General features: G+C 61.6%; 13 protein-coding genes and 2 tRNA genes. 4 read left to right on the top strand and 11 right to left on the bottom strand.

Annotation, left to right across the window (positions count from 1 at the left end):
- Nucleotides 1-93: 93 nt before the first annotated feature.
- The 7 genes from MM194_RS18540 to cmoM form a co-directional block, all read right to left on the bottom strand.
- Nucleotides 94-402: a putative quinol monooxygenase gene (locus MM194_RS18540; protein ID WP_241344390.1), complete on the bottom strand. Its 309-nt coding sequence runs from the start codon at nt 400-402 to the stop codon at nt 94-96.
- A 414-nt stretch (nt 403-816) separates the two neighbouring features.
- A complete protein-coding gene (locus MM194_RS18535; RefSeq protein WP_241344388.1) occupies nt 817-1290 on the bottom strand; it encodes a cupin domain-containing protein in 474 nt (157 codons plus the stop codon).
- 181 nt (nt 1291-1471) lie between these two features.
- Nucleotides 1472-1861: a septal ring lytic transglycosylase RlpA family protein gene (locus MM194_RS18530; protein ID WP_241344424.1), complete on the bottom strand. Its 390-nt coding sequence runs from the start codon at nt 1859-1861 to the stop codon at nt 1472-1474.
- 158 nt (nt 1862-2019) lie between these two features.
- Nucleotides 2020-6447 (bottom strand): chromosome partition protein MukB, encoded by a 4428-nt coding sequence (mukB, locus tag MM194_RS18525; RefSeq protein WP_241344386.1) that lies wholly within the window; start codon nt 6445-6447, stop codon nt 2020-2022.
- Nucleotides 6448-6492: 45 nt separating this feature from the next.
- Nucleotides 6493-7230 carry a chromosome partition protein MukE gene (mukE, locus tag MM194_RS18520; protein WP_033132235.1) on the bottom strand — a complete coding sequence of 246 codons (738 nt, stop codon included), beginning with the start codon at nt 7228-7230 and terminating at the stop codon, nt 6493-6495.
- Nucleotides 7211-8530: a chromosome partition protein MukF gene (gene mukF / locus MM194_RS18515; RefSeq protein ID WP_241344385.1), complete on the bottom strand. Its 1320-nt coding sequence runs from the start codon at nt 8528-8530 to the stop codon at nt 7211-7213. The genes mukE and mukF overlap by 20 nt, the downstream gene beginning before the upstream one ends.
- Nucleotides 8531-8677: 147 nt before the next feature.
- Complete coding sequence (gene cmoM / locus MM194_RS18510; protein WP_241344422.1) at nt 8678-9454, bottom strand: tRNA uridine 5-oxyacetic acid(34) methyltransferase CmoM; 777 nt, start codon at nt 9452-9454, stop codon at nt 8678-8680.
- Nucleotides 9455-9584: 130 nt separating this feature from the next.
- Here cmoM and elyC point away from each other — a divergent pair, with 130 nt between their 5' ends.
- The 4 genes from elyC (at nt 9585) to MM194_RS18490 (ending at nt 14760) form a co-directional block, all read left to right on the top strand.
- Nucleotides 9585-10355: an envelope biogenesis factor ElyC gene (elyC, locus tag MM194_RS18505; protein ID WP_241344383.1), complete on the top strand. Its 771-nt coding sequence runs from the start codon at nt 9585-9587 to the stop codon at nt 10353-10355.
- A 135-nt stretch (nt 10356-10490) separates the two neighbouring features.
- A complete protein-coding gene (gene tpiA, locus MM194_RS18500) occupies nt 10491-11246 on the top strand; it encodes a triose-phosphate isomerase (RefSeq protein ID WP_033132037.1) in 756 nt (251 codons plus the stop codon).
- A gap of 159 nt (nt 11247-11405) precedes the next feature.
- A complete protein-coding gene (gene pfkA, locus MM194_RS18495; protein ID WP_005326082.1) occupies nt 11406-12377 on the top strand; it encodes a 6-phosphofructokinase in 972 nt (323 codons plus the stop codon).
- Between the two features lie 1126 nt (nt 12378-13503).
- Complete coding sequence (locus MM194_RS18490) at nt 13504-14760, top strand: amidohydrolase (RefSeq protein WP_241344381.1); 1257 nt, start codon at nt 13504-13506, stop codon at nt 14758-14760.
- A gap of 72 nt (nt 14761-14832) precedes the next feature.
- Here the strand turns inward: MM194_RS18490 and yjjG are convergent, their stop codons facing one another.
- From yjjG to MM194_RS18470, 4 genes are all read right to left on the bottom strand, one after another.
- Nucleotides 14833-15516 carry a pyrimidine 5'-nucleotidase gene (yjjG, locus tag MM194_RS18485; RefSeq protein WP_033132039.1) on the bottom strand — a complete coding sequence of 228 codons (684 nt, stop codon included), beginning with the start codon at nt 15514-15516 and terminating at the stop codon, nt 14833-14835.
- Nucleotides 15517-15553: 37 nt separating this feature from the next.
- Nucleotides 15554-17044 (bottom strand): leucyl aminopeptidase family protein, encoded by a 1491-nt coding sequence (locus tag MM194_RS18480; protein ID WP_241344379.1) that lies wholly within the window; start codon nt 17042-17044, stop codon nt 15554-15556.
- 145 nt (nt 17045-17189) lie between these two features.
- A tRNA-Met gene (locus MM194_RS18475) sits at nt 17190-17266 on the bottom strand.
- Nucleotides 17267-17377: 111 nt separating this feature from the next.
- A tRNA-Met gene (locus MM194_RS18470) sits at nt 17378-17454 on the bottom strand.
- Between the last annotated feature and the right edge of the window lie 19 nt (nt 17455-17473).

The following is a 17473-nucleotide window of genomic DNA, read 5'->3' as shown; positions in this document are numbered from 1 at the left end:
CCCGTTTTCTCCCTCCTCGTCCGGCAGAGCGCCATCAGGAGACAGGCTCGCCACCAGCGAAACCAAGGTCACCCAGACCCACCGCCATCTGGGCTATTGGCCCACTTCCTTCATCATGATCAGCCGCAGGGGCTCTGCGAGCAGCGCATCGGCCTGCCGGGCGAAGGCCTGAAAATAGTCGGTGGCACAGTGAGCATCCAGAGCGGCCTGATTGACGAAGGCCTCCCGCATATAAAAAGTTTCAGGCTCGTCGCGCAGCTCGAACAGCACGTAATCGAGATTGCCCGGTTCAAGGCGCGTGGGCTCGATCAGCTCGAGCAACTCACGCCGCAGCACCTCCCCCATGCCCGCTTTGGCCTTGAGTACCGCTATCGACACCAGTTTGTCCGCTTCCATCTTCATCATCACACTCCGTTATCAAGAAATTCATTGGCAAAGGATGCCCATCACAGCGGCTTGTCAGCGAGCCAAGGGCGCATCCTTCGACATGAGACGCAGTGTAAGAGCAGGCTATTGATGCGTATAGACAGACAATATGGACAGACTGTTCGCTCTATTGAACAAATCCGAGAGCAACACGGAAGGCAGGTCCCGGGACTGGGAGTGCACCCAAGCCTCCCGAAGGGAAGCCTGCGACCGAGCCATCGAGGCTTTCGCACCAGAGCCAGCCGCTGATCACACGTGCGCCGAGCCGCTGATCACCGACTCGCGCATTCAACTCCCTGGCCTGCAGTCTTCACAGGCACGAGCGGCGCCGTTGCTCATCGGTTCGGTAATCTGGGCCCACACCCAGTCTCCTGGCTCTCTATGCCGCCCTCAGTAAGGCGTGCCGTCTTTATGCAGGGCAGACCAGGCGCCATCGGCCCCTTGTACCAGGGCCAGATCGTCATCGGGGTATTCGACCGTATCGGCAGGCAGTCTGTCGTCGACTTCAAGGTAGGTGACGTCTGCGGAGGATCTGTTCAACAGCTGGTGAGCCAGGCCACTGCTGGCCTTGAAACCGATGCAATCCCCCGGCGACATCGGGAACTCCTCATCACCATGGACTAGCATGGGGGTCCCCGAGAGGATGTAGATGAACTCATCCTGTCTGGAGTGATGATGCTTGAGCGCCGAGATGGCCCCCGGTGCCAGGGTCGTGAAGTTGACGCCAAAGTTGGTGAGACCGAAGTGATCCCCCAATCTGCGCCTGGTGCGGTGCCTGACCAGGGAGGCGAAGGGTTCTGGATAAAGGGACTTGGCCCCCTGTACCGGGATCTGGGTTAGGTGAACGGGCCTGTGGTCAGCCATCTCGATTCCTCCGTCTCTGTGCGCTGGCAAGGGTCGACAAGCCGAGTCACAGACTCGGCCATCGCTCACCCCACAGTTAGAGTCCGGCTTTAGTTTCTGTCAATGCGAAGCGTCGTGACATGAGGCCTAACCGGCGTTTCTGCCAGCGCTGCAATGGGCAGCATAAATTGCCCCTGCAGCCCTACATGACCTCGAGCTTGACCTTGATAAGGCCGGATCTGAGGTTGCCTATGCTGCTGAACGCCGCCTTGGAGAGATCGATGACCCGCCCCCTGGCGAAGTTGCCCCTGTCGTTGACCCGCACCAGCACGCTCTTGCCGTTGGCCACGTTGGTCACCCTCACCATGGAGCCGAAAGGCAGCGTCATGTGGGCCGCCGTGTTGGCGTTGTTCTTGTAAGGCTCGCCGCTCGCCGTCTTCTTGTTGTGGTAGCGATCGGCATAATAGGATGCCAGCCCGGTCTGGGTATAACCCCGCCAACTGCCGCTCTTGCTGGCCTCCGGCTGGCTGCTGCAGGCCGCCAGCAGCAGGCCGAGGGGTAACAGCAGCCCCTTTTGCACCATGGTCCTCATATCCATTTCCTCGATTCTTTATGCGGCGCCATGCCGGCCCGGCGACCAGGCGGCCACCGCCACTCTTGATCCCGCAAACAGGCGCCTACTCTCTCACAGTTTCCATAGAAAACGGGAGGCCCAAGCCTCCCGTTTGTGTGTTCACCCGTCAACCTGTGTCAGGCGATCAGCTTGTCGTCGGCGAAGCCGAAGCCCCGCAGGCCCACCACGTGCACATGCTCGTGCTTGCCCTGCACCTTGCGGATGAGCTTGTAGGTGGTGCCCTTCTCGGGACTGATGTTCTCGGGCGCGGCGATCAGCAACTGCATGTCCTGCCGCTCGCACAGCTCGAACAGGGTGGCGATGGACTTGCCATCCAGGCGCGCCGCCTCGTCCAGGAACAGCAGGCGGCAGGGGGCGATGTCCTTGCCACGCAGGCGGCGGGACTCCTCCTCCCAGCTGATCAGCACCATCAGCAGGATGGCCTGGCCGGTACCGATCGCCTCGCCGGTGGAGAGCGCACCGCTCTCGGCACGCAGCCAGCCGTCGGCGCCACGCTGCACCTCGATCTCCAGCTCCAGGTAGTTGCGATAGTCGAGCAGCACGTCGCCCATCACTTGGTAGCTGCGCTCCCCCTGCTCTATCTGCGGATTCAGGCGCTGGAACAGCTTGGCCATCGCCTCGGAGAAGCTGAGCTCCTTGTCGGCGAACAGATCGTTGTGCATGGCGCTCTGATCCGCCAGCGCGGTCAAGAGCCGAGTGTGAGCCTCGCGGATGTTGACGTTGAGGCGCACCCCGCGCACCAGCCCGAAGGCGATGTTCTGCAGCCCCTGGTTCAGCACCCGGATGCGGTTCTGCTCGCGGCGGATGATGTTGGTGATCTTGGCCGCCACCTCGTGGGAGGAGAGCGACAGGTGGGTTTCCCGCTGCTTGAGCTCGTCGGCGAGACGGGCCAGCTCGATCTCCATCTCCTCGATGGCCTCCACCGGATCGTCCGAGCGGATGATGTCGTTGCGGATGCGATCCTTGAGGTAGCGGTAGACCTGCACGTAGAAGGCGACCTTCTGCTCCGTGCTGCGGTTACCCTCTGAGAGGCGCAGCGCATCGCGCAGGGCCTCGTCGTGGGCCACCGCCACCCGCAGGGCGCCGAGCGCCTTATCGGACATGGATCTTAGCTCGTCGCTGTCCAGATAGGCCAGTTCGCGCTTGTTGAGACGCTTCTCGACGTCTGTCTCCCGCGCCAGCCGCACCACCCGGGACCAGCTCGCCTTGTGACCCACCAGGGATTTGCGGGCGCCGAAGTAGTCCTTGCCCTCCAGCTTGAGGCGCCCGCCTAAGGATTCAATCTCGCGCTTGGTCACCTGCAACTGGGCCTCGGCGCTGGTGCGACGGGAGCGGGTGCGGATGAGCAGCTCTTCGATCTCCTTCTTGTGGGCGCGGGACTTCTCTTCCATGTCGTCGGACAGGGTGAGCCCCATGGCCCCCAGCTCCTGCTCGAACTCCGCCAGGGTCTGGCCCTTGGCCGAGGCGCTGGAATCGAGGGCGGTGCGCAGCTGCAGCGCCTCGGTGTGGCGCAGGCCGATCTGCTTGTGCTGCTCGGTGGCGGTGCGGGCCGCCAGCTCGGCGGCCTTGAGCTTCTCTTTGAGCCGCTCGCTCATTTCAGACGCTTTGCCCAGCAGGTCTTGGGCATCCTGATAGGCGAAGTGCGGCAGACGGGCCACCAGCTGATCGAGCACATAAGCGCGGCGCTTCTGCTCCGCCAGCAATCCGCTCGCCTCGTCGTACGCGGCCTGCAGGGCGGCCAGATCCTGAGGATCCTGGCGCAGCACCTGCACCAGGGCCTCGAGTCTTTCCAGCGCCTTGCCGTGCTGGGCGATAAAGGCTTCGGCTGCCTTGAGGCTCTCCACATCGGTGCGGGCGGCCTCGAGGCGGGCAGCCAGATCGGCCTCGGCAAACAGATGGGCGAACGGCAGCATGGCCTGCACCAGCTGGATGTGGCGGGCCAGCTGGGCGACCGCGGCTTTGGCGTCGGCGAGCTGCTTGTCGCACTCGGCCATGGCCCCTTGCAACTTGCGCAGCTCGCTCTGCTTGGCTTCCACCTCTGCTTCCGGATCCGGCAGGAAGGCGATATCCAGATGCTGGCCGATGAAGTCGCGAAAGTGGCCGTAGAGGCGGTGGTACTTCTGCTGCTCGAAGGCAGCCTTGGCGTAGCCCTCGATGAGGTTTTCACGCTCAAGGTCGAGCTGCTCGATGCGTTTCTCGCGGGCGGCGCGGCCAAAGAGCGGCAGCTCGGGGTAGCGGGAGAAACGCACCTGACGCTTGCTAGTGCGCACCAGCACGGCGTCGCCGAGCTCGTCCGCTTCCACCAGATCCTCATCGAACGAATCCGGATTGCCCTGGATGAGGTAGATATCCTCGGGGCAATCTTCCAGTTTTTTCAGCCGCTCTATGGCGCCCTCAAGGTCGAGTACCACCAGGGCGCTGCGGGCCGGGCCGTAGAGCGCGGAGTAGTAAGGGGCATCGTCGATGGAGATGTCGTCGTAGACGTCGGAGAGCAGCACGCCCCCCACCTGCTCGGCGATGCGGGCGAGGCGCGGATCCGCCTCCCCTGCCCCCAGTTGCAGGTTACGGATCTGCAGCTCCAGCGCCTGTTTCTGGGCCTGGATGCGGTTGCTCTCCTGCTCGAACTCCCGCTCCTTGTCGAGCACGGTCTGCATGCCGGCGGAGAGCGCCTCTGCGCTGATGAGTGCCAGTCCGCTTTGCTCGCGCAGTTGCTCGAGTTTTTCGAAGGATTTCAGCCAGCGGGGTGCCAGCTTGGTGAGATCGCTGATATCGCGGCCGAGCTGGGCGCCCTGATGCTCCAGGCTGGCGCGGCGTTGATTGACCTCTGCCTGTTGCTCGGCAAGCTCCTCCTGGCGGCTGCGCTGGGCCTCGAGGAAGAGTTCCAGCTCGTCGCCGCTGGTGATCTGCTGGCCAGAAGCTTCGCTCAGCTCATCGCGCAGACGCAGCAGGTTCTTCTGGCTCTCGCTCTCTTTTTCCAGGCGAGCCAGGGCGGCGCGCAGCCCCTGCCCCTGGGCGATGCGGGCCTTGTCTTCGATGTGGCGCTTGAGCAGCGCCTGGGCCGTGGGCCAGGCGGCCTCGCGGGCGGTCTCGGGGGCAATACTGAGCAGCAGCGTCAGCGCTGCCTGGTGCTCGGCCACCGCGGCCTTGGCCAGGGCCAGCTGCTGCTCGGCCCCCAGCACCCGGCTGGTGAGGCTCTGCTCGACGGCGCGGAACTGGTGCAGGGTCTCGCTCGCCTGCTCGGCGCTCAGCCCCGGCAGCTCGCACTGCTCGCGGGCCGTCTCCAGCGCCTGCACCGCCTGACGGTACTGGATGGCGCGGGTCTGCTGGATGTCCAGCGCCTGCTGGTAGTCGGCGAGCTGGGTCTTGAGGCTGTCTACCTCACCGATCGCCAGTTCCTTGCGCTCCTCCACCTCCAGCAACTGGCCGTGGATCTCCTCCACGATCGCCTGCTGCTGCTCTAGCTTGTCGGTGAGATCCGCCAGATCGGCGCGATACAGCGCGATCTTCTTCTGCAAGCCAACGGCGGCCATCACCTTGGCCAGGTGCTCGGCGGCGCTTTCCAGCTCGTCGGTCAAGAGCTTCTCGCGGTTGGTGAGCTGATCCACCTCGTCGGCCAGATAGATGGCGCGCTGTTTCTCCTCGGCCAGCAGCCGGCGCTTGCCCGCCAGTTCCTGACGGGCCTTGAGGGCCAGCTCGGAGAGGCGGTTCTTCTCGGCGGCGTTGCGCACATAGTCCGCCGCCACGTAATGGGTGGTTTCGGTGATCAGGTTCTTGAACAGATCCCGCTGCCCCTGGGTCTCCTTGATGGCCTCCAGGGTGCGGCGGTTCTCGTAGATGGCCGCCTCCATGTCCTGGAACGCCTTGCGCACGCCGGAGTTCTCCGGCAGCAGATACTCACGCAGGGAGCGGCTGATAGAGGACGAAATGCCGCCGTAGAGGGAGGCTTCGATCAGCCGATAGAACTTGCCGCGATCCTTCTGGTCACGCAATTTCTTGGGCGTGATGCCGAACTCGAACATGAAGTTGTGGTAATCGGTCACCGTATTGAACTTGGCGACTTTCATGGCGCCAAGCTCGGCGGCGGCACCCTTCAGATCGGTGAAAGCGCGCACCCGCCCCTTGCCACCCTCAAGCTTTTCCAGCAAGAGATCGGTCGGCGCCAGATTGGCCGGCACATCCACCAGGGCGAAGGGGGTGATGTTGACCTTGTTGTCACGGTTCGCGACCTGCTCCAGGTGCACACCGACCCAGATCCGCTGCTCGCGGCTGTTCATCACCTCCAGCACCGAGTAGCAATGGCCGCGCTGCAGCTTGCCGTAGAGCCCCTTGTCACGGGACGCGCTCGATGAGCCTGCCTCGGTAGTGTTACGGAAATGAAGCAGAGACTGATCCGGGATCAGGGCCGCGATGAAGGCCGCCATGGTGGTGGACTTGCCCGCCCCGTTGCCGCCGGAAAGCGTCGTCACCAGCTGGTCGAGATCGAAGGTACGGGCGAAGAAGCCGTTCCAGTTGACCATGGTCAGGGATTTGAATTTGCCTCTCACGCCGCACTCTCCATCAAACCTATCGTCCCCATCGGGACCAAAAATTTAACCTTGCTGATCATCTTCCACCTCCAGCTCAAGCTGCTCTTCGTCCAGATCCGCTTCGATGTCGTCGAACAGGGAATCGCTGCTCGGCATCTCGTCGTCGTGGAAGATGGCTTCCCCTTCCTGGATCATGCGCAGTTGCACCGCGCGGGGATCTTCGTCGGATCGCACGTCGGCGGCGAAGCGGAACACGGATTCATTGACCCGGAATTTGTCGCCGTTGCCGAGCGCCGTGATCATGCCCAGACGCCGCAGGCGGCGCATGGAGGTGCGGATCTTCTCGAGCAGCTTCTTCTTGTCCAGATCGGTGCCGCCGGAGCGGCTGTTGACCATCCGCAACAACTGCTTCTCATCGGCGAGGCTCAGCACCTCCTCCTGCAGCTCACCCATGGCGAACACCCCTTCCGAGGCGAGGCGGTCAGGGCTCAGATAGAGGTAACAGAGCACCTTGCCCACCAGCATGTCGAGCTCGGATAACACCGTTGTTCCGATGTCGGCGCTGGGGCGCGGACGCAGGTAGAAGAAGCCTTCCGGCGCCTTGATGAGCTCCACCTGATAGCGGCCGTAGAAGATCTCCAGCTCGCCGTGAAACTCCACCAGGGCCGAATGCTGCTCGAAATCGTCGGCACTGATGTGGCGGCCCGAGCGCAAGGCGGTGTCGATGCGCGGAAACAAGGGGTTGGCGATGGCCTCGGCCAATCGCAGCGGCAAGGGAAATTCAGTATTGATCGATGACATAGGCCTGAACCTTGGATCCAGCTTGGTTAATGGGTTTCCATGCGGGTTGGTGGTGAAGTTCACGTTCACCACTGGCATGGCCGAGGCGCACAGCCTGATCTATCAAGAGACGCGCCACATCGAAGTGGGCGTGGGCCGGGTAGTCCAGCAGGTATTCCCGCAGCACGTCGGCGAGATCCAGCTGGGAGCGCTGCTCGGGGTAGCGGGCGAGGTAGCGCTCGATGCGCTCCGCCAGCTCCTGATTGATATCCACCATCTCCAGATACTCCATCTCGAGGGGCACCTCACCGGTCACCTCCTCGTCGTGGATGGCGATGGTCTCGTCCCGCAGCTCCAGCAGGCGCGGCTCCTCGGCCACCCTCAGCAACCAGCTGTGCTGCTCGAAATTGCGGATGGAGTCGCGCAGCCGCTGGCTGAAGGCCCGGTTCTTGTCCATGTCGATGGCGTTGCGGATGAACTTGTGGACGTGCCTGTCGTAGCGGGACCAGAGTTCGATGCACTGCTGGCCCCAGGAGGTGATCACATCGAGCCGTCCTTGCAAAGCGTGAGTCAGCTCCTCGACGTGGAACAAGTCCTCCCGCCCCTGGGCCGCTTCCTGAATGTTGAGCAGACCCGCCTGCAGGCGATGGCCAGCGGCGTCCAGAGTGTCTTGCAACTCGCGCAGGGTCTGGCCGGTCTCGTGCAGCAGCTTCTCGCAGCTGTGGATGGCATCGATCCAGTTCTGGGTCAGCAGGGCCGCTATCTCGCGTTTGACCTGATTTTGCTGCTCATCCATGGCGCGCTGGGTGAGATCGATGCGCCCGAGGGTCTCCTCGAGAGAGAAGCTGAGCCGGGGCAGCACCTCGGCGTCCCACTGCTCGCGGGTATCCAGGGTCAGCGCCGCCTTGCGGGCGGTGTCGAGCTCGGCGGCCAGGTGTTCCAGCAGGATGGAGAGCTTGATGGAGTCGACCTGGCGCTGATCCAGGAAGAAGTCGACGATGCTCACCCCCAGGCGCGACAGGCGGTAGAGGCTCTCCCCCGCCACCATGTCGGTGTTGAAGCGCGACAGCAGTTGCTGGCGAATGAGATCGTTGATGGCGTTGTTGGCGCGACCGCTCTGGGTCTCGTCCATCTGGCCGAAGGCGCTGCTCACATAGCCGAAGGCATCGTGCAGCGCGGCCTCGGAGAGATCAGACTCGTCCTCGGACAGGGTCTTGACCGCAATCAGAAAGGCCAGCCGGTCGGTGGGCAGGCTCAAGGCCAGCCCCTCCTGTCTGACCCATCCCACCATCTCGGGCAGGGTACGGGATGTACTCATCATGACGTTATCATCTCGTTGTTATAACCGAAGGGCCGGCATGCACCTCATGTGCGCATCGCTCCCGCTCGTTGTGTATAGGCCAGAGCCGATGGGTGCTCTGGCGGCTAAATCCCGCAAAAATGGCATCGACTGCGATAGCCCAGGGTCTCAAGCGACCGGTTTTTGCGCCATCACATGGATATAGCGACCAAGGGAGACGAAAGGCTCCTGACGGCAGTACTGCTGCTCCATGGCCAGCAGATCGTCGAACTTCTCGTGCTGATCCTGCTTGTGGCGCATGTAGTCGTGGATGACCCGCACCCCGGTCTTGCCGATGATCTTGAGGCCCCCTCGCCCGATCCAGTCATATACCTGTTCCGGCAGTTGCGGATTGGTGGGGGTCAGGGCGGTCTGGCGCTTCTTGTTCAGCCCCTGGCGCACGTAGTCGAAATTGCCCACCACCAGGCTCTGGAATAGCAGGCCGTGACGGTTGTAGAAAAGCAGCGACAGTATGCCCCCTGCATTGACGAAAGGGAACAGACCGAGCAGGGTCTGGCGAGGCTCGGCGAGCCACTCCAGCACGGCGTGGCAGAGCACCAGATCAAAGGTTCCGCTCACGTGCAGCCTGAGATCCTGAATGGGACACTGGATGAGACGAATTCTGTCTTCAAGCCCCTTCTCGGCGATCTGGGTCCGGGCCAGCTCCAGCATCTCCGCCGACAGATCGCACAGCTCCACCTGGTGACCCATGGCCGCGAGCTTCTGGGCGAAGTAGCCAAAGCCGCCCCCCGCATCCAGGATCCGCAGCGGCCGGTTGCCGAGCCGGGCCAGGCAGGCTTCGATGTCGCTCCACACCACAGTGGTGCGGATGCGCCCCTTGGTGGAGTCGTAAATGTTGCGGGCGAACTTGTCGGCGCGTCCGTCAAAACTCTGATCTTGCTTCAAGACAACACTCATCTTCGGCCGCCCCTGCTCGTCGCTCGCAGACTGAGCGCACACAGGGTTGGGCCATGGGAAAAAAGAGGGGTATTCTGTCACATCCCGGATCCGCTGAAAACTCAAGGACGACACCACAGTGTTTGAGCTAAAAAAATGGCTGGGCCAGCTGCTGATGCCGCTGCCCTTCTCCCTCTCCTTATTGCTGCTGGCGCTGCTGTTGCTCTGGTTCACCCGCTTCCAGAGAACCGGCAAGCTGTTGGCCACCCTTTCTCTCGCGATCGTCGCCCTGATGGGGATGCGGCCGGTAAGCTATGAGTTGGCCCGCTCACTGGAGCAGACCTATCCGCCCTTCGAGATAAACAAGCACCCGGACATCGAGGCCATCATCGTGCTCGGCAACGGCCATGTGAGCGATCCTGCGGTGCCCGAACGCTCCTGGCAGAACAACATCTCCCAGGCCCGCACCCTGGAGGGGGTGCGGCTTGCCCAGGCCTATCCGCAAGCCGAGTTGGTCTTCTCGGGCGCCGTGGTGGGAGATCCGCTGTCAAACGCCGAGGTCAATGCCCGCATGGCGGCAAGTCTGGGCATAGACAGATCCCGGATGACGTTGTTTGAAAACAACAAAGACACCCACGACGAGGCGGTCAGCATCAGTCGTTATCTCAAGGGAAAGAAGGTGGCGCTGGTGAGCTCGGCCACCCATCTGCCCAGGGCCATGGCGCTCTATCAGGGACAAGGACTCGATGCGGTGCCGGCCCCCACCGACTATACCGCCAAGCAGAGCCAGCAGCCGCAACCCCTCTACAGTTACCTGCCCAAGGGGCGTTATCTGATGTATTCCGAGGCTGCCATTCACGAATGGATTGGGGTATGGTGGGCCCGTCTGCGGGGTCAGGTTAACGAATGAGCGATCGACGATTGCATTCCTGATTTGGATCAGGAAAGCGAAAAAAAATTACGTCATTTGCCGCCGGGTCAGCTATCTTGGGCTCGGTTCAATTCATATAATGTCGCGCAATCAAATGCCTAGGAGATATACAAGATGAGACAGCACCTGGTAATGGGTAACTGGAAACTGAACGGCACCAAGGCTTCTGTAGAAGCTCTGATCAAAGGACTGACCCCGGCTGCTGCCGCTCATCCTTCGGTACAAGTCGCCGTCTGCCCGCCGGTTATCTTTTTGGGTCTGGTTGAGCAACTGACCGCAGGCACCAAGATCGCCTACGGCGCCCAGAATGCCGACCTTCACGAGTCCGGCGCCTTCACCGGTGAAAACGCCCCCTCCATGCTCAAAGCCTTCGGTTGCACCTACTCCCTGGTCGGCCACAGCGAGCGTCGTACCCTGCACGCAGAGACCGACGACGTGGTTGCCGCCAAGTACGAAGTCATCCAGAAAGCAGGCCTGGTCCCGGTACTGTGCATCGGTGAGACCCTGGCGCAGTTCGAAGCCGGCACCACCAACACCGTGGTTGAAACCCAGCTGAAAGCCGTGATCGACCGTTGTGGTATCGCCTCCTTCGAGAACGCCGTCGTTGCCTATGAGCCGGTATGGGCCATCGGTACCGGCAAGACCGCTACCCCGGAAATCGCTCAGTCCGTGCACGCTCACATCCGTCAGTACCTGGCCAGCTTCGATGGCTCAGTGGCTGCCAAGGTACAGATCCTGTACGGTGGCTCCGTGACTGGCGCGACCTCTGCCGATCTGTTCGGTCAGCCGGACATCGACGGTGGCCTGGTGGGTGGTGCGTCCCTGAAAGTAGACGACTTCTCCCAGATCATCGCTGGCGCCGCCAAGTAAGGCGCGCAGAGAGAGGGGCCTGGCCCCTCTCTTGTATATGGTGTTTCATATATTCCTTTCCTATGGGTCCCGCTCGCTTCATAGGAAAGCCGATATAGTAAAAGTGGCTGACCCTATTTTCAGATATTGATTTTCGACAACTCAGATCCAGAGGCACTCATGACCAAGCAAATCAAACGTATTGGTGTTTTGACCAGTGGTGGTGACGCACCGGGTATGAACGCAGCCATCCGCGCCGTGGTGCGCGCCGGTCTGCATCATGGCCTGGAAGTCTACGGCATCTATGATGGCTACCTCGGTCTGCATCAGGACAGGATCGTCAAGCTCGAGCGCCACAGCGTCTCCGACGTGGTCAACCGTGGTGGTACCTTCCTCGGCTCCGCTCGTTTCCCCGCCTTCAAAGACCCGAAAGTCCGTGCCGAGGCCATCGAGAACCTGAAAAAGCACGGCATCGACGCCCTGGTGGTGATCGGCGGTGACGGCTCCTACATGGGCGCCAAGAAGCTGACCGAAGAGGGTTTCCCCTGCATCGGCCTGCCGGGCACCATCGACAACGATATCGCCGGTACCGACTTCACCATCGGCTTCGATACCGCACTGAACGTGGTGGTTGACGCCATCGACCGTCTGCGGGACACCTGCAGCTCCCACCATCGCATCTCAGTGGTGGAGATCATGGGCCGCCACTGCGGCGATCTCGCCATGTCCGCCGCGGTTGCCGGTGGCGCCGAGTACGTGATCGTACCGGAAGTGGCTTTTGACAAAGAGAAGCTGCTGCAACAGATCAAAGAAGGCGAAGCCAAAGGCAAGAAGCACGCCATCATCACCATCTGTGAGCACGTGACCGATGTGAACGCCTTGGCCAAAGACATCGAAGCCATGACCGGCCGCGAGACCCGCGCCACCATCCTGGGCCACATCCAGCGTGGCGGCTCGCCGACCGCCCGCGATCGCATCATGTCCAGCCGCATGGGTGCCTTCGCCGTCGAGCAACTGCTGGCCGGCCAGGGTGGCCGCTGCGTCGGTATTCAAGGCAACGAGATGGTGCATCACGACATCATCGACTGCATCGAGAACCTCAAGCGCCCGTTCGATCAGGAACTGTACGATCTCTCCACCACCCTGTTCTAAGCCCAAACACGCTTTACAGGCTGTTGTGACAAAAACCCTCCGTTGGAGGGTTTTTTCTTTTCCCCCTCCCATTGACCTGCGCCTGCCTTGGGATGGATGCCGGCCACGGCGGCGATACAACTCTGAGTGAGCGCCTTCCCCCGTCGTCGCCTCCACCTTGCGGCTTGCTTCCACTAGCCATCGACGCCGCCTCTGCAACCACCTCGCTTATCCAACCCCCCTTAACACCTCAGGCTCTGCATCAGTGCCACAAGGCCAGCGTATATCCGTTATTCAGTGTCGCCAGCTGAGCCTGCCCTGGCGCAGACCAGGGCATCTCTGCCGCTCGTTAACTGATGTCAGCCTGGGCCGAGGATGCCGATAAGTGGCTGTCCAGACGAGGATTGAAGGACAACTGCTGATGAAAAATGGTTATAGCCACAGAATGTCGAACCGGAGCATGCCTATGCGCCTCATACGACAGGTTGAGACGCCAAAATGGTTCTGAGAAGTCCATTAAATTTTAAAAACCCAAAAAAGCCTCATATAAAACCCATTAAATCATCAATAAGAAATTACGCAACCAACTGATTTTAAATATATTTAATTTATGCCCTGCGCTCTACTCCGCGATAATCACCTCGAGAGGGTACAAAGCACTCATAAACATATAGAAATAAAGCCTAGCATCTTCATGGAACATGAAACGCCATAAAAATACATTTATCATTGTTTTAACGGGCCATTATGGTATCTTGGTCCCATCAACAGTCAGCCAAGGGAGACACAATAATGAAAGAGTTCGTTGTTACCGCCGTTTTTACCGTATTTTTCACTCTGGTTGCCGTCTCTCTGCCCTCGCTGTCCCAGCTTTGAGTCGGTTAATTCGCCAGAAAATTACTCAACCTGACTCTTATCGACATTCGAGCGCTGGTTAATTGCGCGCACACCCTTGCTTTTGAGGGGTTGGAGTGGCATTCGACGCCAAGCTGAGATTTATAGTGAGTGATGAAGATTTTACCGCCACCCCATCACTATGACCCTCAAGGGGAGCCTATCGCTCCCCTTGTTGCATTTCTGCTACGGGATTTACTCTTGCTCCCCTGCCCGTCACAATATCCGCTGGTTTCGCCATGCAGGAATTACCATGACTCAGGATGCTCTGCGCCACTGGCGCCGTGACCTTCATCGTCTGCCCGAAGCGGCCTGGTGTGAATTTCGCACCAGCTCCCTCATCGCTCACCATCTGTCCGAACTCGGTTTCTCCGTCATGCTGGGCGACAAGCTGCTGGCCAGCAATCTCATCATGGGCCGAGAGATAGATGTGCAAGCCCAGAAGGAGCGCGCCCTTCGTCAGGGGGCGCATCCCGACTGGCTGGCCCGCATCGAAGAGATAACGGGGGTGATGGGCTTGTGGGAGACAGGCCGCCCGGGCCCTACCCTGGCGCTGCGCTTCGACATCGATGCGGTGGAAGTGGATGAGAGCGAGCAGGAGCAGCATGTACCCAGCCAGGAGGGATGGCGTTCAAGCAATCCGGGCTGGATGCACGCCTGTGCCCACGACGGTCACACCGCCATCGGCCTGGTGCTGGCCGAGCGCATTGCTGCTCTCTCCGAGCAGCTAAACGGTCGCATCAAGTTGTTCTTCCAGCCCGCCGAAGAAGGGTGTCGCGGCGGCAAGGCGTTGGCGGCCGGTGGCCAGCTCGACGACGTGGACGCCCTGCTGGCGCTGCACATCGGCATTCATGCCAACAGTGGCGAGCTGGTGGTCAACCCGACCGAGTTTCTCTGCTCCACCAAGTTCGATGTGGAGTTTATGGGACGCGCCGCCCACGCGGGGCTCGAGCCCAATGCGGGCAGCAATGCGCTGGCGGCGGCCTGCATGGCCACCACCGCCATGCTCGGCATCGCGCGGCATCGGGACGGCATGACCCGCATCAACGTGGGGCAGCTCAGCGGCGGCAGCGGTCGCAACGTGATACCGGGGCACGCTCGCCTGCAGGGAGAGACCCGCGGCGCCACCCCTGAGCTCAACAACTACATGTTCGGTCAGGTGCAGCAGATAGTGGAAGGCGCCGCCCTGATGCAGGGGGCCACCTACCTCATCCGCAAGCAGGGGGAAGCCATCGGCATCGAGAACAGCCCGGCCTTGCTCGAGGAGATAGTGCCGCTCGCGCAGGCACTCAAGCTGGAGACTGTCCATACCCGCCGCTTCGGTGCCAGCGAAGACGCCGGTTTTCTCATCGAGCGGGTGCAGCGCAGCGGCGGTCAGGCCGCCTATCTGATCCTGGGGGCCAACCTGACGGCGCCCCACCACCATCCGGAGTTCGACTTCGACGAATCCGTGCTGACGTACGGGGTCGCCCTGCTGGAGTCCTGGTTGCTCAGCCGCCTCGCTCGCTGAAGGCTCGATAACATGCAAAAAGGCAGCTCCAGGCTGCCTTTTTCATTGCAGGCGCCATATTGGCGCCTTTTCCTATTGTCCCAGCACTATGGCGCTGAGGTGCGCGAAGTGGTGGATCTCGTGGGTCGACTCGCACGGCGTGTCGTGGCGTTCCGGGTTGTACCAGCAGGTGGCCAGCCCCTGCGCCGCGGCGCCGGCGATGTCGGTCTTGGGATTGTCCCCCACCATCAGCACCCGCGCCGGGCTCGGTTGCCCCATCAGCTCGAGGGCATGCAGGAAGATGGCGGCGGCCGGCTTGGTGACATGCACCTCGTCGGAGATGACCAGCGGCTCGAACCAGTCGCTCCAGCCCAGCTTGTCCAGACGTCCTCGCTGAGGCAGGCTGAAACCGTTGGTGATGATCCCCATCCGCACACCCCTTTGCTGGAACGCCTGCAGGGTCTCGACCACCCCGTCCAGCGGTGTGCTCAGGGCGATGATCTGCTGCAGGAAGGTGTCGTTCATCGCCATGGGCGCCACATCGACCTGCTCGGCAAACAGCGAGAAGCGGGTCTGCTGCAGATGAGTGGCGTCTATCTCGCCGGAGTTGTATTGCTGCCACAGTCGGTGGTTCAGCTCGTGATATTGCGCCATCTTGGGCGCGCTGGGTGTCACCCCGTAGATCTGCAGGGTCTGCTCCAGGGCCTGGGCGACCGGGAAATCGAGCAGGGTTTCGTCCAGATCAAACAGCACCCAGTCATAACTTGGTTGTTTCACGCTTGTCCTCATTCGTTGTCTTGCTTAGGTTGCTTGCTCATGCATCTCGATCGTCGAGGCGCCGCCCCAGCGGGCCGCCGAGCAGATCCAGCGTCAATCTGACCCCGAATCCGGTCACCTCGCTGCTGACCACACCGTTGCCCCCCTTGTTGCGAAAACCGCTCAGGTCGAGGTGCAACCAGGGGGTCTGCTCGGGCACGAAACGACTGAGGAAGCGGGCGGCATCGATGTGATCCGGTGACGCACCCGGCGCACACTGTAGCAGGTCGGCCCATTCGCTATCGAGGTTGTCATCGTAATCCTCGTCCAGCGGGAAGGGCCAGACACGCTCACCGCTGCGCTGGCCCAGGCTTATCAACTCGCCGAGCCACTGGGGTCTGTTGGTAAAGGCACCGCTGTAACGGCTGCCGAGCGCCCGCTTGCAGGCGCCGGTGAGGGTCGCGTAGTCGATCAGCAGGTCCGGCTCGTCCTGCACCGCCATGGCCAGGGTATCCGCCAGCACCATGCGTCCCTCGGCATCGGTGTCGACCACCTCTATGGTGGTGCCGTTGATGGCGGTCACCACCTCCCCGGGTTTGTAGGCCTGCGGGCCTATGTGGTTCTCAGCGATGGCGAGCCAGCAGTGCACCTCGTAGGGCAGCTTGGCCCGGCTGATTGCATAGAGGGTGCCCAGCGCCACGGCGCTGCCCCCCATGTCCAAATGCATGCCATACATGCTGCCGCCGACCTTGAGGTTGTAGCCCCCGGAGTCGTGGCAGATCCCCTTGCCCACCAGCGCCAGCCTGCGCTCCGCCTTGGCCGGGCAATAGCTGAGCTTGACGATGGCGGCCTGGTTGTCTGCCGATCCCCTGGCCACCGCCAGGAAGGCGCCGGCGCCGAGTCTGGCGAGCTCGGCCTCATCGTATTCCTGCCACTGCCAGCCCTCCTGCTGTGCCAGCTGTTGTGCCCAGGCCCGGTAGCTGCGGGGGGTCAGATCGGAGGCCGGCAGCACGGCGAGATGACGGGCCAGGCCATTGCCTTGCGCCTCGGCATGGATCCGGGCCAGATCGAGCTCGCACGCGGGTGACACCATCAGGTGCCGGTAGCTCGGTGTCTCCTCGCTGCGCTGCTTGTGGGTGGGCAGTGGCACATTGGCCGCGAGCAGCGCCGAGAGCACCAGCTCGGCCAGCAGGGCCCGGCTGGCGTCGTCGAATCCCTCAAGATGCAGCGCCAACTGCGCCACCTTGAGGCCGGCCAGGGGTGCGACCCAGGAGCGGACCTGCTTGTAGAGCCGATGATCCTGGCTCGCCTCGGGATCCACGAAGATCACCAATTGCAGGCCCTGGGCGTCCGCCAACCGGTACGGCGCCTTCTGGCCAAGGGCGAGCTGGGCCGCGACCCCGGCGAAGGCGGGTTGCGCCAGCAGGGTACTGCGCTCGGTGTCGGCGACCAGCAGCAGCTTGATCTGCGCCTGGCTTGCCATCACCTCGTCAAGGCTAGTGGTCTGGATGTCAATCTTGGGAGGGAGATAACTGAAGGGTTGCAGCATAGGAAGCGGCCTCATCCATGAACAGAGGTCACGATGATACCGAACAAGAGCTGGCGACGACCAGTAGCTTGAAAATTAATGTTCAAGATCAGGATGATAGAATTGGGGATCAGAGAGGGGAAAAATAGGAGATAACATGAAAAGTTGGTTGCGGGGGCCAGATTTGAACTGACGACCTTCGGGTTATGAGCCCGACGAGCTACCGAGCTGCTCCACCCCGCGTCCGAATTGTTGCCTGTTACCAGGACTTTTCACCACAAGCCTGCCGAGCAGTAGCAGTTTGTGTCTTCGCAGCATCGCATCGGCAGATGCCGTGCCATGCACACAAATAGTTGGTTGCGGGGGCCAGATTTGAACTGACGACCTTCGGGTTATGAGCCCGACGAGCTACCGAGCTGCTCCACCCCGCGTCCGAATTGTTGCCTGTTG

This window comes from Aeromonas sp. MR16, from assembly GCF_022549315.1.
GTDB lineage: Bacteria > Pseudomonadota > Gammaproteobacteria > Enterobacterales > Aeromonadaceae > Aeromonas > Aeromonas aquatica.
Note: the sequence above shows the minus strand (reverse complement) of the source record. Positions and strands in the feature narration are given on the sequence as shown.

Coding starts and splice junctions, on each gene's coding strand:
- MM194_RS18540 (WP_241344390.1), bottom strand. CDS start 402: ATGAAGATGGAAGCGGACAAACTGGTGTCGATAGCGGTACTCAAGGCC.
- MM194_RS18490 (WP_241344381.1), top strand. CDS start 13,504: ATGACTCAGGATGCTCTGCGCCACTGGCGCCGTGACCTTCATCGTCTG.
- MM194_RS18480 (WP_241344379.1), bottom strand. CDS start 17,044: ATGCTGCAACCCTTCAGTTATCTCCCTCCCAAGATTGACATCCAGACC.
- MM194_RS18530 (WP_241344424.1), bottom strand. CDS start 1,861: ATGAGGACCATGGTGCAAAAGGGGCTGCTGTTACCCCTCGGCCTGCTG.
- MM194_RS18535 (WP_241344388.1), bottom strand. CDS start 1,290: ATGGCTGACCACAGGCCCGTTCACCTAACCCAGATCCCGGTACAGGGG.
- tpiA (WP_033132037.1), top strand. CDS start 10,491: ATGAGACAGCACCTGGTAATGGGTAACTGGAAACTGAACGGCACCAAG.
- mukF (WP_241344385.1), bottom strand. CDS start 8,530: ATGATGAGTACATCCCGTACCCTGCCCGAGATGGTGGGATGGGTCAGA.
- mukE (WP_033132235.1), bottom strand. CDS start 7,230: ATGTCATCGATCAATACTGAATTTCCCTTGCCGCTGCGATTGGCCGAG.
- pfkA (WP_005326082.1), top strand. CDS start 11,406: ATGACCAAGCAAATCAAACGTATTGGTGTTTTGACCAGTGGTGGTGAC.